General features: G+C 66.1%; 13 protein-coding genes. 4 read left to right on the top strand and 9 right to left on the bottom strand.

Annotated features, from left to right (window positions below; all coding sequences use genetic code 11):
• Positions 1 to 7 precede the first annotated feature (7 nt).
• From glpK to QFZ57_RS14490, 3 genes are all read right to left on the bottom strand, one after another.
• On the bottom strand, positions 8 to 1,522 hold the full coding sequence (glpK, locus tag QFZ57_RS14500) for a glycerol kinase GlpK (RefSeq protein WP_306631056.1): 1,515 nt from the start codon (positions 1,520 to 1,522) through the stop codon (positions 8 to 10).
• Between the two features lie 41 nt (positions 1,523 to 1,563).
• Positions 1,564 to 2,313 carry an MIP/aquaporin family protein gene (locus tag QFZ57_RS14495; protein ID WP_306631055.1) on the bottom strand — a complete coding sequence of 250 codons (750 nt, stop codon included), beginning with the start codon at positions 2,311 to 2,313 and terminating at the stop codon, positions 1,564 to 1,566.
• Positions 2,314 to 2,405: 92 nt separating this feature from the next.
• Positions 2,406 to 4,229, bottom strand: a complete 1,824-nt coding sequence (locus QFZ57_RS14490; RefSeq protein ID WP_306900715.1) for a glycerol-3-phosphate dehydrogenase/oxidase — start codon at positions 4,227 to 4,229, stop codon at positions 2,406 to 2,408.
• A 128-nt stretch (positions 4,230 to 4,357) separates the two neighbouring features.
• Between QFZ57_RS14490 and QFZ57_RS14485 the strand changes: the two genes are divergently transcribed.
• Genes QFZ57_RS14485 through QFZ57_RS14470 form a run of 4 tightly spaced genes read left to right on the top strand, consistent with a single transcriptional unit; the run spans position 4,358 to position 8,222 of the window.
• Entirely contained in the window at positions 4,358 to 5,323 is a 966-nt protein-coding gene (locus tag QFZ57_RS14485) for a sugar-binding transcriptional regulator (RefSeq protein ID WP_306631053.1), read from the top strand.
• Between the two features lie 19 nt (positions 5,324 to 5,342).
• Complete coding sequence (locus tag QFZ57_RS14480; RefSeq protein WP_306631052.1) at positions 5,343 to 6,212, top strand: aldo/keto reductase; 870 nt, start codon at positions 5,343 to 5,345, stop codon at positions 6,210 to 6,212.
• A gap of 7 nt (positions 6,213 to 6,219) precedes the next feature.
• Entirely contained in the window at positions 6,220 to 7,149 is a 930-nt protein-coding gene (locus QFZ57_RS14475; RefSeq protein WP_306900714.1) for an alpha/beta fold hydrolase, read from the top strand.
• The gene (locus QFZ57_RS14470; protein WP_306900713.1) at positions 7,146 to 8,222 is read left to right on the top strand and encodes a glycosyltransferase family 4 protein; all 1,077 of its coding nucleotides are present in this window, start codon (positions 7,146 to 7,148) and stop codon (positions 8,220 to 8,222) included. Before QFZ57_RS14475 ends, QFZ57_RS14470 begins: the two co-directional genes overlap by 4 nt.
• 28 nt (positions 8,223 to 8,250) lie before the next feature.
• Here the strand turns inward: QFZ57_RS14470 and QFZ57_RS14465 are convergent, their stop codons facing one another.
• The 6 genes from QFZ57_RS14465 to mihF all read right to left on the bottom strand — a co-directional run bounded on the left by QFZ57_RS14465 (position 8,251) and on the right by mihF (position 14,316).
• On the bottom strand, positions 8,251 to 10,335 hold the full coding sequence (locus QFZ57_RS14465) for a primosomal protein N' (protein ID WP_306900712.1): 2,085 nt from the start codon (positions 10,333 to 10,335) through the stop codon (positions 8,251 to 8,253).
• A 92-nt stretch (positions 10,336 to 10,427) separates the two neighbouring features.
• Positions 10,428 to 11,663 (bottom strand): methionine adenosyltransferase, encoded by a 1,236-nt coding sequence (metK, locus tag QFZ57_RS14460; protein WP_306631048.1) that lies wholly within the window; start codon positions 11,661 to 11,663, stop codon positions 10,428 to 10,430.
• Positions 11,664 to 11,773: 110 nt separating this feature from the next.
• Positions 11,774 to 13,045 carry a bifunctional phosphopantothenoylcysteine decarboxylase/phosphopantothenate--cysteine ligase CoaBC gene (gene coaBC / locus QFZ57_RS14455; protein ID WP_306900711.1) on the bottom strand — a complete coding sequence of 424 codons (1,272 nt, stop codon included), beginning with the start codon at positions 13,043 to 13,045 and terminating at the stop codon, positions 11,774 to 11,776.
• A 38-nt stretch (positions 13,046 to 13,083) separates the two neighbouring features.
• Positions 13,084 to 13,344: a DNA-directed RNA polymerase subunit omega gene (rpoZ, locus tag QFZ57_RS14450; RefSeq protein ID WP_009357412.1), complete on the bottom strand. Its 261-nt coding sequence runs from the start codon at positions 13,342 to 13,344 to the stop codon at positions 13,084 to 13,086.
• A 15-nt stretch (positions 13,345 to 13,359) separates the two neighbouring features.
• Entirely contained in the window at positions 13,360 to 13,953 is a 594-nt protein-coding gene (gene gmk, locus QFZ57_RS14445; protein WP_306900710.1) for a guanylate kinase, read from the bottom strand.
• A gap of 45 nt (positions 13,954 to 13,998) precedes the next feature.
• Positions 13,999 to 14,316, bottom strand: coding sequence for an integration host factor, actinobacterial type (gene mihF / locus QFZ57_RS14440; protein WP_306631045.1), 318 nt, complete (start codon positions 14,314 to 14,316; stop codon positions 13,999 to 14,001).
• Positions 14,317 to 14,416: the final 100 nt, after the last annotated feature.

The following is a 14,416-nucleotide window of genomic DNA, read 5'->3' as shown; positions in this document are numbered from 1 at the left end:
AGTACAGCTAGCGCACGTCCTCGTCGACCCAGTCCATGGACTTGCTGACGGCCTTCTTCCAGAGCCGCATCTGGCGGTCCTGTTCAGCCTGGTCCATCTGAGGCTCCCAGCGCTTGTCCTCCGCCCAGTTGGCCGAGCACTCGCCCAGGTCCTTCCAGAAACCAACAGCCAGGCCTGCCGCGTAGGCAGCTCCCAGCGCAGTGGTTTCAATGACCTTGGGGCGGATGACCGGGACGCCCAGGATATCCGCCTGGAACTGCATGAGCGCGTCGTTGGCAACCATGCCGCCGTCGACCTTCAACTCGCTCAGCGGCACACCGGAGTCCGCGTTGACCGCGTCCAGCACCTCCCGGGTCTGGAACGCGGTGGCCTCGAGCGCCGCCCGGGCGATGTGGTTCTTGTTGACGAACCGGGTCAGGCCGACGATCGCGCCGCGGGCGTCGGAGCGCCAATACGGGGCGAACAGGCCGGAGAAGGCCGGAACGATGTACACGCCGCCGTTGTCCTTCACGGACGCGGCAAGGGTTTCCACTTCAGGGGCGCTGCTGATCATGCCCAGGTTGTCACGCAGCCACTGGACGAGGGAGCCGGTGACGGCGATGGAGCCTTCGAGGGCGTAGTGCGGCTTGGCATCACCCAGCTTGTAGCCGACCGTGGTGAGGAGCCCGTTCTTCGAGTGGACGATTTCTTCGCCCGTGTTGAAGATCAGGAAGCAGCCCGTGCCGTAGGTGTTCTTGGCTTCGCCGGCTTCGAAGGCCGCCTGGCCGAAAGTGGCGGCCTGCTGGTCGCCCAGGATGCCCGCCACGGGCGTCTCGCGGAGCAGCTGCGAGCCGTGGACTTCGCCGTACACCTCGGAAGAGGACTTGATCTCCGGCATCATGCTGCGGGGTACGCCAAAGATCCCGAGGATCTCGTCGTCCCACTGCAGCGTGTCGAGGTCCATGAACAGGGTCCGGGAGGCGTTGGTGACGTCGGTGACGTGGACGCCGCCGTCCACGCCGCCGGTCAGGTTCCACAGGACCCAGGCGTCGGTGTTGCCAAAGACCAGGTCCCCGGCCTCTGCCTTTTCGCGGGCACCGTCCACGTTGTCCAGGATCCACTTGATCTTGGTGCCGGAGAAGTAGGTGGCCAGGGGCAGGCCCACCTTTTGTTTGAAGCGGTCCGCGCCGCCGTCCTTCGACAGCGCATCCACGATGTCCTGCGTCCGGGTGTCCTGCCACACGATGGCGTTGTAGACCGGCTTGCCCGTGGTCTTGTCCCACACCACAGCGGTTTCGCGCTGGTTGGTGATGCCGACGGCGGCAATGTCGTGCCGTGTCAGGTTCGCCTTCGAGAGGGCCGATCCGATGACCTCACGGGTGTTGTTCCAGATCTCCGCGGCGTCGTGTTCCACCCAGCCTGCCTGGGGGAAGATCTGCTCGTGTTCCATCTGGCCGGAAGAGACAATGGCGCCGCTGTGGTCAAAGATGATGGCGCGGGTGCTGGTGGTGCCCTGGTCAATGGCGATTACGTACTGGTTCATGATGACGTCCTTGTCTTGTTGATGGCTGTAGTCGGTACGGGTCAGGAAGCGGCCGTGACGATGATGGGAACTATGCGGGCTGCCAGGCCGCCGAGGGCGCCTCCGACCAGAGGCCCGACGACGGGGATCCAGGAGTAGGCCCAGTCGCTGGAACCCTTGCCCTTGATTGGAAGCAGCGCGTGGGCGATGCGCGGTCCGAGGTCGCGGGCGGGGTTGATGGCGTAGCCGGTGGGGCCGCCAAGGGAAACGCCGATGCCCACCACGAGCAGCGCGACCGCGAGCGGACCGAGGCCGGAGGGTGTCCCGCCGAGGGTGAGGATGACGAAGACCAGGACAAAAGTACCGATGATCTCGGTGATCAGGTTCCACGGGGTGGAGCGGATGGCAGGCCCGGTGGAAAAGGTCCCGAGCTTGCCTGCAGGCTCCGGCTCGTCATCAAAGTGCTGCTTGTAAGCCAGCCAGCAGACTACGGCGCCGAGGAAGGCGCCCACCATCTCGCCGCCGAAGTAGGTCAGCGTGGAAGCCACGTCTACGGCGACACCGGGAGCGTATTCGGCTTTTCCGTTGAGCATCAGGCCGAGCGTGACGGCAGGGTTCAGGTGCGCGCCCGACTTCGCGGCAACGAAGACACCACAGAATACGGCAATGCCCCATCCCCAGGTGACCATCAGAAAACCGCCGCTGTTGCCTTTTGTCCCCCGTAAAGCCACGTTGGCAACGACGCCGCAACCCAACAGGGTCAGCATGCCCGTGCCAAAGACTTCGGAGAGGAAGACTATTCCTAGAGACATCATTGACTCCTTCTGTTTTTAGTTGTCGGTCCTCCGCGGGTGAAGGACCGTTGGGCCGGGACGCTGAAACGTCCCGGCCGGCAGCCTGGTCCTCAGGAGACCAGGCTGTGCGTTTCCACCCGGTGGAAACGTTGCAGCACGTCCTGCGCGTGCCTGATCTCAGCGGTGCGCGCCGAAGCGTCCCACTTGAGCGGGACGGACAGCACCTCCGCCACCTCGTTGAGAAGTTCGCCGGTGACGAGCCCCCGAAAGGCCAGGGAGGTGCGCCGGATGAAGACATCCACCAGGTGCCCCACTTGCTCGTTTGCCGCCATGAACTCCAGTTCACGGACGCTGAGCTCCCGGGTGGACCGCAGTGCCTGGTCGGGTCCGGCATCGAGGTAGGCGATTACTGCTTCGGCCCGGGTCCCGTAGCGGGTCAGCAGCCCGGCTGTGCGGTCTGCGTCCCGGCCCTCCGCCATGTGTGCCTTGATCCACTTCTGGACGCCTGCTTCGTCGGCAGGGAAACCGGCGCCGCCGCCAATGGGGAGCTGCGCCGTCGAAACCTTGCGCTGCACGCCCAGTTCGCTGAGGACCTCGTTGGTCAGGTGCTCGGCGAGGGCGCGGAAGGTGGTCCATTTGCCGCCTACCAGGCTCAGCACGACGGCGCCGCTTCCGTCGCGTCCGGAGGCGCGGCGTTCGATGCGGTAGTCGCGGGAGACGAACCCCGGCTGGGTGGCGTCATGGCTCGGCAGGGGGCGGACACCCGAGAACGTGTAGACGATGTCGTCAGGGGTGACGTCAATCGCGGGGAAGACGTGGCCGATCAGGTCGAAGAAGTACTGGATCTCCTCATCGGTGCAGACGGCATCCTCCGACATGTCAGCGTCCACGTCCGTGGTGCCCACCAGCACCCGGTCTCCCATGGGGTAGATGAGGACGATCCGGCCGTCGGTGTGCTCAAAGAAGATTTCCCGGCCGCGGCAGGCGGCCAGGAGGCCGGGATGGTCCAGCACGATGTGGGAGCCCTTGGTTCCGCCCATGAAGGACGATGCCGCACCCATTGCCTCGTTGGTGAGGTCAACCCACGCCCCGGTGGTGTTGACGATGACGTCCGCGGTGAAGTCGAACTCCTCCCCCGTCAGCTCGTCACGCAACCGGACGGTGCTGCCGCGCCCCGTCCCCGGGTTGGGCTCGGGGGACACGGACTGGAGGGAGAGGTAGTTGCTGGCGCGGGCCGTATCACCCTGTGCGCTGGTGCCCTGCTGGTTGCCTCCCCGGCCGGCCTTTTCGCCGTCCTGGAGGACATCGAGGGTGAGGCGCTCCGGGTTGTGGACGGAGGCGTCGAAGTAGGTGGCGGTGTATTTAACGTCGGGCCGGAGGTCGGGCAGTTCCTTGAGGGCTGCCTTGTGGGTGCGGAACTGGTGCCGCGGCACGGTCCCGCCGTCCCGTGAAAACGAATCGTAAAGGCTGAGGCCGGCCTTGATGAGGAATGCGCCACGCTCCTTGGGCTTGCCCTGCTGCTTGTGGGTGAGGAAGCGCAGCGGTGCGGAGAGGATGCCGGAGAAGGTGCTGGAGATCGGGATGGTTGTCTGCAGCGGCTTGACGTAGTGCGGGGCAATCTTCAGCAGGCGGTTGCGTTCCACTACGGACTCCCGGACCAGGCGGAACTCGCCGTTTTCCAGGTACCGGATACCGCCGTGGATCATGTGTGAGGACGCACCGCTGGCGCCCTGGCAGTAATCGCCGCGCTCCACCAGCGCCACGTCCACGCCCTGCAGTGCCAGATCGCGGAACGTGCCTACGCCGTTGATGCCACCACCCACCACCAGCACTTTCGCGTGCGGACGGCGCCGCAGGCTGTGGACCGAAGCGCGTTCGGTCCCAGGCCGGGCTGCGGTGACAGACGGGTGAACAGTTGAATCCTTGGGTCCCAAAAAACTACTCCCTTGGGGCTTTGTGTGATGCGGGCACCGGCTGTTTGGCGCCGCCGTTCTGCTCTATTGTTTGGAGAAATGGAAAATGGAGTCAAGCACTATGCACAAACGTGCAGAAGGGAACTGAGATGACACTTTCCCGGGACGCAGATGCCCTCCGAGCTGCACAAATGTACTATCTGCAGGACCTCACCATGGATGCGATCGCCCGTGAACTGCGTACCTCCCGGTCCACCGTTTCGCGGCTTTTGTCCTCAGCCAGGGAATCGGGCCTGGTGCAGATCCAGATCCGCAACCCTTTGGACACCGGGCCCGAACTGGAGGGCATGATCCGGCGCCGGTACAACCTGGATGTCCACGTGGTTCCCATCCTCGGGACGCTCAATGAAGCCGAAACCCTGGACCGCGTGGCCATGCAGGCGGCGCGTACCATCGGGCCACTGGTGGATTCCAATGCCATCATCGGCGTGGCCTGGGGATCAACGCTCAGTGCGGTCAGCCGGCACCTCACAAGAAAGATCACGCACGACAGCGTCATCGTCCAGCTCAACGGTGCCGGAAACATGCACACCACCGGTATCACCTACGCGAGCGACATCATGCGCAGGTTCGGCAGCGCGTACGGGGCGCGGGTGGAGCAGTTCCCCGTCCCCGCCTTCTTCGACCATGCCGCTACCAAGACGGCCATGTGGAATGAACGCAGTGTGCAGCGGGTCCTGGAACTGCAGGCCAAGATGAGCATCGCCATTTTCGGTGTCGGTTCCGTACACGCCGACTATCCCAGCCATGTTTACGCGGGCGGGTACCTTGACGAGGAGGACCTGAACGCCCTGGCCAATTCCGACGTGGTGGGAGACGTTGCCACCGTGTTTTTCCGGGCGGACGGGTCCTCTGACGGGATCGTCCTGAATGAAAGGTCCACCGGCCCGGCACTTGCCCAGCTCCGGCAGGTGCGCCGCAGGATCTGCGTGGTCTCGGGGGTCTCCAAGATCAACGGGCTGCGCGGAGCCCTGGCGGCCAGGCTGGCCACCGACCTGATCCTGGATGAAGCCACCGCACGCCGGCTGGTCAATTACGAGGGACTGACCAGCTGAAGTAGGTAGAGTCGTTGCCATGAGAACCTCACCCCGGCTGAGCCTGAACAATGGCGTGCTGATAGACCAGCTCGGCTTTGGGCTGTACAAGGTGCCGGCAGCGGACGCGGAAGGGCTGGTGGCCACTGCGCTCGCCGCCGGTTACCGCCACTTCGACACCGCAGCCATGTATGGAAACGAGACCGGGGTGGCGCGCGGCATCAGTTCGCAGCTTGGCGACGGTAGCGGAAGCGGCGGCTCCGGGGAGCTGTTCCCGTCCCTGGGCCGGGCCGACGTCTTTATCACAACCAAGGTATGGAACGACCACCACGGGTACGACGCGACGTTGCGCGCATTCGATGATTCCATGGTCAATCTGGGCCTGGACTACGTGGATATGTACCTGATCCACTGGCCCTGCCCGCGCCGGGGGCTCTTCCCCGAAACCTACCGTGCCCTGGAAACGCTCTACCGCGAAGGCAGGGTCCGTGCCATTGGTGTCAGCAACTTCCAGCCGGCACATCTTGACCGCCTGCTTCAAAGCGCCGAAGTGGTCCCTGCCGTCAACCAGATCGAACTGCACCCCTGGCTGCAGCAGGAGGAACTGCGCAGCAGGCACGCGGAGCTGGGCATCCGCACCGAGGCCTGGAGCCCGCTGGGCCGCGGCCAGGTGCTGGCCGATCCTGTCATCCAGGCCTGCGCCGCCGAGCACGGCCGGTCCCCCGCCCAGGTGATTCTGCGCTGGCACATGCAGCTGGGGAACATCGCCATCCCCAAGGCCAGCTCGGAAGCGCGGATCCGGGAGAACCTCGACGTCTTCGGCTTCCAGCTCTCCGAACGCGATCTTGCGGCCATCAACGCGCTGGACCGCGGCCAGCGGACCGGGTCCCATCCGGACAACGTCAACTAGGCCCGCCATGGACACCGTTAACCCGGGGACCTCCCCTGCGCCTGCATACCTGAGCGTTGAACTTTCCGCCCGCGCCTCCGCCTCAACCGTGACCCTCGACGGCGGCACGGTGGCCTTCTGGACCTACGAGCCCCTGCAGGAGACGCCGGAGACCCGCACCGTCCTGGTGGTCCACGGGTTCCGCGGCGACCACCACGGGCTCCTGCGCGTCGCGGACCAGCTCCCGGAAATGCGCATCATCATGCCCGACCTGCCTGGGTTCGGCAGTTCGGATGCCTTTGCCCGGGACCCGCACTCGGTGGAACGCTACGGGCAGTTCATCACTGACTTCATGGCGGCCCAGGGCCTGGGACCGGATACCGTGCTGCTGGGGCACTCCTTCGGCTCCATCGTGGCCGCGCACTTCGTGGCCAACAACCCGGAGGCCGTGCGCCCCCTGATCCTCATCAACCCCATCGCCGCTCCGGCGCTGGAAGGACCCAAGGGCCTGATGACGCGGCTGGCCGTGCTGTACTACCGGCTGGCGGCGCGGCTCCCCCGCAGGCCCGGGCTGGCGCTGCTGCGCAATCCGCTGATCGTGAGGGTCATGAGCGGGACCATGGCCAAGACCCGCGACAAGGAGCTGCGGGCCTTCATCCACGGCCAGCACCACGCTTATTTCAGTTCCTTTGCCGACCGGGACAGCCTGCTGGAGTCATTTACCGCTTCGGTCAGCAACCACGTGGCAGAGGTCGCCGGACAACTGGAACTTCCCGTCCTGCTGATTGCCGGCGAAAAGGATGAAATCGCCACCCTTCCCAACCAGCACCGCCTCCTGGCACTGCTTCCGGACGGGGAACTGAAGGTGATTCCCGGCGTCGGACACCTGATCCACTACGAAACACCCGAGCCGGCCGCCCGCTACATCCGCAGCTTCCTGAAGGACCATCCCGCGTGAAGATCGTCATTGATGCACGTTTCACCCGTACCGACCATCACGATGGCATCAGCCGCTATGGAGCCAGCCTGATCGCTGCCACGGCGAGGATCGCTGACGTCTCCATGCTGGTCTCCGACGTCCGGCAACTCGCCCTCCTGCCTGACGTGCCCTACACGCTGATCAGCAGCCCGCTCTCGCCCCTGGAGCTTTTCGTTGCCCGGAAGGTGAACGCGATCGGGGCGGACGTGGTGGTGTGTCCCATGCAGACAATGGGCACCTGGGGCCGGAAGTACGGGCTGATCCTGACTTTGCACGACCTCATCTACTATGAGCACCCGGCTCCCCCGGGATTCCTGCCGGCCCCCGTCCGGCTGCTTTGGCGCCTCTACCACAAGGCGTTTTGGCCGCAACGGCTGCTCCTCAACCGGGCCGATACCGTGGCCACCATCAGCCGGACCACCGAGGCGCTGATGGCCAAGTACCGCCTGACGCGCAGGCCCGTGCGCATTGTCGCCAACGCCCCGCAACCGGCGCAGGAACCACGCAACCCGGCCGACGGTGCGGACAAAACGATCATTTACATGGGTTCCTTCATGCCCTACAAGAACGTGGAAACCATGGTGGCCGGCATGTCCAGGCTGCCCGGCTACACGCTGCACCTGCTCAGCCGGATCACGCCGCAGCGGCGGGCGGAACTGGAAAGCATCATCCCCGCCGGCGCTTCCGTGGTGTTCCACAACGGCGTGACGGACGCGGAGTATGACGGGCTGCTGCGGCGGGCCACGGCACTGGTGAGCCTCTCCCGGGCCGAGGGATACGGCCTTCCCCTGGTCGAGGCGATGGCCGTGGGTACCCCGGTGATCGCCAGCGACATCCCAATCTTCCGGGAAGTCGGCGCGAACGCCGCCATCTATGTGGACCCGGAGTCACCCGGCCAGTTCGCCGGCGCGGTGGCACAGCTGCAGGACGACGCGCACTGGCAGGACATGTCGCGCCGCTCAACGGCCCGGGCGGCGGAGTTCAGCTGGGATGAATCGGCACGGCAGCTGGTGGACGCGGCGCACGAGGTAGCGGCGAAAAGGCGCCGCTGAAGGTGGGCCGCGGCAGACCACGCCTTCCCTAGATGACGTCCACGCCGTCCAGGCGCAACTGCACCGGTTCCGTGGTCCGCTTGGCGGCCACGGCTGCCCGGGTGGCCCGCAGGACACGGACGACGGCGGTGGCCTGGCCGTAGGGGAAGAACAGCAGGGTCCGTACATCCTCCGCGGAGCGCCTGCCGGAGGGTTGTGCGGTGAGCAGCAGCGGGGCCGGGCCTGCGGTACGGACTGTTATTCCCGTGCCGGCAAGGTCCGCTTCCACGGCGCCGGTGTAGTGTTCGACGGCGGCGCGCGGCCCTGTTACTGACGCGATGCGCACCGCCGGGGGAAGCTGCAGCTCCACGCGCAGGGACAGCTCCCGGCCCGCGTAACCTGCCGGATCCCACCGCAGCAGCGCGCCGGTGGCGGCCGTGTCCGTGGCGGTGACCACCACCAGCCCACCGTCCGGGGCGGGGCGGACGAGGGCAGCGGCGTTGAACCAGCGGCGCACCGTGTCTTCGCCCGCGCGGAGGGTCTCCCGGCGCAGCAGGGAATCCCCGTCCAGCAGCAGGGCTGCGGCATACCCGCCGTCCGCGACCGGTTCGGCCCCCACCGTTGCCACCACCAGCGCCTTGCCCGCGCCCACCGTGGCTTTCACCTGGTCGCCGGAGGACGTGATGACCGTTTTCCCGGGAAACGCGCGGCCAAGCTCCTCGGCAGTGCGCAGGACTCCGGTAGCACCTTTTCGAAGACGCCGCCCACCGCAATGTGAACACGTCCAGTCCGGGGCCGGGGTGGAGCACCACCGGCATTGGGGCAGTGCGGATGTGCCGGCCAGCGCCAGGGGTCCCTGGCAGTTGCCGCAGCGGGCCGGTTCCCGGCATGTTTCGCACACCAGCGAGGGCGCATAGCCCGCCCTGGCAACCTGGACCAGGACAGGGCCGCGCTCCAACCCTTCCTTGGCGGCCTGCCACGCGGCATGCGGGAGGCGGGCGAGGGTGGCCAGCGGGTCCCGCCCCCGCTCGAAGCTGTCGGCAGTGCTGACCACGCGGGGAACGGTCCCGCGGACGGTGGCACGCCCGACGTCAACGGGGACGGCCCAGCCGGCCTCCACCAGACGCTGGACCTCGGTGCTGCGGGCGTGCCCGGCGAGAAGGCAGGCCGTCCCCTCCTGCTCCGCCCGGAGGAGCAGGACCTCCCTGGCGTGGGCGTAAGGTGCCCGCTGCTCGATGTGGAGGTCATCGCCGTCGTCCCAGCAGGCCACAAGCCCCAGGTCCTGCACCGGGGCGAAGGCTGCCGAACGGGTACCGATGGCGACTTTTGCCGTGCCGGCGAGCAGACGCAGGAAGTTCCGGTACCGGGGTGTGGGGCCGTCGTCGGCGGTGAGCCTGGCCACGGCATGCTCCGGCACCAGGTCGGTGAGTGCTTTCTCCAGCCGGTCAAGGTCCCGGTAGTCGGGCACCAGCAGCAGGGCGCCACGGCCGGAGGCATAGGCGGCAGCGGCGGCCTGGGCCAGCAGGTCCGGCCAGCCGGCAGGCCCGTACCCCTGCAGCGGGTTGACGACGGCACGTGGTGATCCCCCGCCGGCCAGGTGCCGCAGGAATGCGGCACCTGTGCGGTACGGGGTCCAGGCTGGAAAGTCGGAGTCACCAGGCGTGCCCGGCATACCCTCCGCCCCGGCGGTGTCCAGTGCGCCGGGAAAGTCCTTTTCCAACCCTGCAACGCGGGGTGGAACTGCGAGGCGGAGGACATCGCTGACCGTACCGGCATACCGTGCAGCGACGGCGGTGGCAAGGTCCCTGACGGCCGGCGTAAGGACCGGAACCGGGGACACGACCTTGGCCAGTGGCACCAGGTTGTGTCCGGCGTCGGAGACGGCCATGCGCTCAAGCAGAAACCCGTTGAGGTCCTGGCCGTTGAATTTAACCTTGACCCGGACGCCCGGCTGGGCTGCATGGTCGAGTGCAACCGGGACTGCATAGTCAAAAGGGCGGTCCAGATGTGGCAGCGAGGACTCAACGAGCACCCGTGCCACCGGGAGCCGCTCCGCCACCGCCACGCCGCCTTGGACCGGACGTGCAGGGAAACCCTGCAGGAGGGATGGCTGGACGGAACTGTCAGCAACCATGGCGGTTACCTCCGTTCAGCTACCGGGTTTGGACAGGAACAGCCAATCACCGGGCACTGACATTGTTCTGCCGGCATCCCGGCCGAAGCAGCCTAGGCGTTGAAAAATGCTTTCAGGTCATCCACCCGGTCCAGGCGTTCCCAGGTGAAGTCGGGCTCATCCCGGCCGAAGTGCCCGTGGGCTGCCGTTTTGGCATAGATGGGGCGCTTGAGGTCCAGGGCATCGATGATGGCACGCGGTCGGAGGTCGAAAATCTCCGCGATGGCTGCGCTGATCCGGGCAGGGTCCACGGTCTCGGTGCCGAACGTCTCCACGTAGGTTCCCACCGGCCGGGCCTGGCCGATGGCGTAGGCGATCTGGATCTCAGCGCGCTTGGCCAGCCCTGCGGCCACCACGTTCTTGGCAACCCAGCGCATGGCGTACGCGGCGGAGCGGTCCACCTTGGACGGATCCTTGCCGGAGAAGGCGCCGCCGCCGTGGCGTGCCATGCCCCCGTAGGTATCGACGATGATCTTGCGGCCGGTGAGGCCGGCGTCGCCAACAGGCCCGCCGATGACAAACTCACCGGCGGGGTTAAGGATGTTTGCCGCCCGTGAGATGTCCAGGTTGGCGCCCGCCAGGACGGGTTCGATGACGACGGCGGCGAGGTCGGCGCGCAGCTGCTCCAGGCTCGCCCCCTCGGCGTGCTGGCTGGAAATCACCACCGTTTCCACGGATACGGGCCGGTCCTTGTCGTAGCCGACAGTCACCTGGGTCTTGCCGTCGGGGCGGAGGTAGGGCAGCTGGCCGGTCTTGCGGACCTCCGTGAGCCGTTCGGAGAGCCGGTGGGCCAGCCAGATGGGCGTGGGCATGTAGGAAGGGGTTTCGTCGCTGGCGTAGCCGAACATCAGGCCCTGGTCACCCGCGCCCTGGAGGTCGTAGTCGTCTTCCTGGCGGCCTTCGCGTGCCTCAAGGGAGTTGAACACGCCGCCGGCGATGTCGTTGGACTGCTGGCCGATGGAGACGGACACGCCACAGCGGGCACCGTCGAAGCCGTTGGCCGAGGAGTCGTAGCCGATGCCCAGGATGGTCTCGCGGACAATCTGCGGGATTTCGACGTAGGCGTCAGTGGTGACTTCGCCTGCCACGTGCACCAGGCCTGTGGTGGCCATGGTCTCCACGGCAACACGGGACTCCGGGTCAGCGGCCAGCAGCGCGTCCAGGATGGCGTCACTGATCTGGTCGCAGATCTTGTCCGGATGGCCTTCAGTGACCGACTCCGACGTGAAAAGCCGGAGCGCGGAGGGCGTGGCCCCATGGGACTGGGGAAGGTGCAGCGGTAAAGTCACTCAACTACCTTACTGGTTGGTGTTGGTACTCCCGTCAGGGAGAAGTCGGCAGATGTCCCCGTGCTAAGCAAAGGTGGCGGGAACCACCTCCAGCGAGGGGCGAAACAGGTTCAGTTGAAAGAGACCTGGTTCAGTTCAAAGCTGATGCGGCTGATGATGGCTTCCGAAACCTCTGTCTTGGTTCCCGATGCTTCCTGTGGTTCGGAGCCGGAGCGCGAGAGGATGACGACCGAGTTGGAGTCCTGCCCGAAGACCTTGTCCGTTCCTACGTGGTTCACCACCAGCAGATCGCAGCCCTTGCGCTGGAGTTTTGCTTCCGCATAGGCCAGGACGTCGCCTTGGCTGTCCCCGGTCTCGGCGGCAAAGCCGACGATCAGCTGCCCGGCTCCGGCAGTACCCCCGTTGCCCTCCCCGGTGACGTTTCGCCGTGCCCTCAGATTGCGCTGCTCCACGAGTTCATGCAGGATGTCCGGGTTCCGGACCAGGGTGATGACGGGATCCGCGGTGTCATCCCGTTTCTTGATCTTGGTGTCCGAGACTTCTGCCGGACGGAAATCGGCCACGGCTGCGGACATGATGACGACGTCGGACCCGGCAGCGGCGTCCAGCGCGGCTTCCCGGAGTTGCAGCGCGGTCTCCACACGGACAACCTCCACGCCGGCCGGCGGCGGAACGTCCATGTGGGCTGCCAGCAAACGCACCGTAGCCCCGGCGTTCCGGGCAGCGACCGCCAGCGCCACACCCTGCTTGCCGGAAGACCGGTTGCCAAGGAAACGCACGGGGTCCAGCGGTTCCCGGGTGCCGCCGGCGCTGATGGTTACGGTGCGGCCGGCAAGGGGCAGCTGGTAATCGCTTCGTCCCTGGGCCAGGGCCATGGCTGCGTCGAAGATCACCTGCGGCTCAGGGAGCCTGCCGGGACCTGAGTCAGCGCCCGTCAACCTGCCGGAGGCGGGTTCCAGGACAGCCGCACCGCGGCTGCGGAGCGTTTCAACGTTGGCGCGGGTGGCGGCATGCTGCCACATCTCGGTGTGCATCGCAGGGGCGAACAGCACCGGGCCGTGGGCCATCAGCAGCGTGTTGGTGAGCAGGTCCCCGGCCTGGCCGGTGGCAGCCTTCGCCAGGAGGTCCGCGGTGGCGGGTGCCACCACCACCAGGTCCGCCTCGTGGCCCAGGCGCACGTGGTTGACCAGGTGCACGTCATCGAAAACGCTGTTGCTGACAGGGTTTCCGGACAGCGCCTCCCAGGTGGCGGTTCCGATAAAGCGGGTGGACGCCTCTGTGGGAATCACCGTGACGTCATGGCCGGCTTCAGTAAAAAGCCGGAGGAGCGATGCCACCTTGTAGGCGGCAATCCCTCCCCCGACTCCGAGGACTATGCGCACGTGACCTCCGTCAACAGCAAGTCAGTTCAGCGGCAGGATTACTCTGCGGCTTGGATCGGCGTGGAAACCAGCTTGCCTTCGTTGATCTCGCGCAGTGCGATCGAGAGCGACTTCTCGTTCAGCTTGGTGTCAACCAGGGGCCCGACGTATTCGAACAGGCCCTCGTGCAGCTGGGCGTAGTAGGCGTTGATCTGACGAGCGCGCTTGGCACCGAAGATCACCAGGCCGTACTTGGAATCGGCTGCTTCAAGCAGCGAGTCGATCGGCGGGTTGATGATGCCTTCAAGGTTCGTGGACACGAATTCTCCAAATTCCTAGCGGGCTGACGGTTCCGGCAGGTGTGGATGCGGTGTCAGCCCCATGAGTGAAACAAGCTCGTCCGCTGCCCGGCGGACGTCGTCGTTAATGACGGTGTGGTCGAACTCCGGTTCAGCAGCAAGTTCCAGTTTAGCGGTTTCCAGGCGACGCTGCTGTTCCTCGGGGGTTTCGGTGCCACGGCCCACCAACCGGCGGACCATCTCATCCCAGGTGGGCGGGGCCAGGAACACGAACTGGGCGTCCGGAACGGCTGCCTTGACCTGCCGGGCGCCCTGCAGGTCAATCTCCAGCAGCACGGAGCGGCCTTCGGCGATGGCCCGGTTCACGGTGCTCTTCAGGGTGCCATAGGTGTTCTGTCCGTGCACGACGGCCCACTCGAGGAGCTCGCCGTCGGCAATGAGCTGCTTGAACTCGTCCTTGGTCTTGAAGAAGTAGTGCACACCGTCCACCTCTCCCGGCCGGGGCGCGCGGGTGGTGGCTGAGACGGAAAGCCACACTTCGGGGTAATTGTCACGGATGTAGGTGGACACGGTGCCCTTGCCAACAGCAGTCGGACCTGCGAGGACTGTCAGTCCAGGTTTCTTGCTCACGTATTCCTTTTGCCGCAGTTGGGGGAAAGACAGGCGCCGCCTGCCCTAATGCTCGTCAATAAAATCTACCAGCGCCCGGCGCTGGTGGACGCCCAGGCCCCGGACCCTGCGGGACGCCGCGATGCCCAGCTGCTGCATGATTGCGGCGGCCCGCACCTTCCCGATCCCGGGAAGCGCCTCGAGCAGTTCTGAAACCTTCATCCGGGCCAGGGCGTCGTCCTCCAGTGCGGAGCTGATGATGTCCGCCGCGGACCTGTTGCCGCTCCGAAGGCTTTCCTTGGCGGCGGCACGGGTGGCCCTGGCCGCTGCTGCCTTGCCCAAGGCGTCGGCCCGTTCAGACGCTGATAAGGGTCGCAGGACCATGAAGGACACCCCCGGAGTCGGCGGATTTCATCCAAGGGCGGCCGCCCTTGGACCTGTCCTGAAACTACCCTCTGGTGCAGCCCGAATCAATGCATTGCGG

This window comes from Arthrobacter sp. B1I2 (assembly GCF_030816485.1).
In the GTDB taxonomy this organism is placed as follows: Bacteria; Actinomycetota; Actinomycetes; order Actinomycetales; family Micrococcaceae; genus Arthrobacter.
Note: the sequence above shows the minus strand (reverse complement) of the source record. Positions and strands in the feature narration are given on the sequence as shown.

Coding starts and splice junctions, on each gene's coding strand:
- glpK (WP_306631056.1), bottom strand. CDS start 1,522: ATGAACCAGTACGTAATCGCCATTGACCAGGGCACCACCAGCACCCGC.
- QFZ57_RS14495 (WP_306631055.1), bottom strand. CDS start 2,313: ATGTCTCTAGGAATAGTCTTCCTCTCCGAAGTCTTTGGCACGGGCATG.
- QFZ57_RS14485 (WP_306631053.1), top strand. CDS start 4,358: ATGACACTTTCCCGGGACGCAGATGCCCTCCGAGCTGCACAAATGTAC.
- QFZ57_RS14480 (WP_306631052.1), top strand. CDS start 5,343: ATGAGAACCTCACCCCGGCTGAGCCTGAACAATGGCGTGCTGATAGAC.
- QFZ57_RS14475 (WP_306900714.1), top strand. CDS start 6,220: ATGGACACCGTTAACCCGGGGACCTCCCCTGCGCCTGCATACCTGAGC.
- QFZ57_RS14465 (WP_306900712.1), bottom strand. CDS start 10,335: ATGGTTGCTGACAGTTCCGTCCAGCCATCCCTCCTGCAGGGTTTCCCT.
- mihF (WP_306631045.1), bottom strand. CDS start 14,316: ATGGTCCTGCGACCCTTATCAGCGTCTGAACGGGCCGACGCCTTGGGC.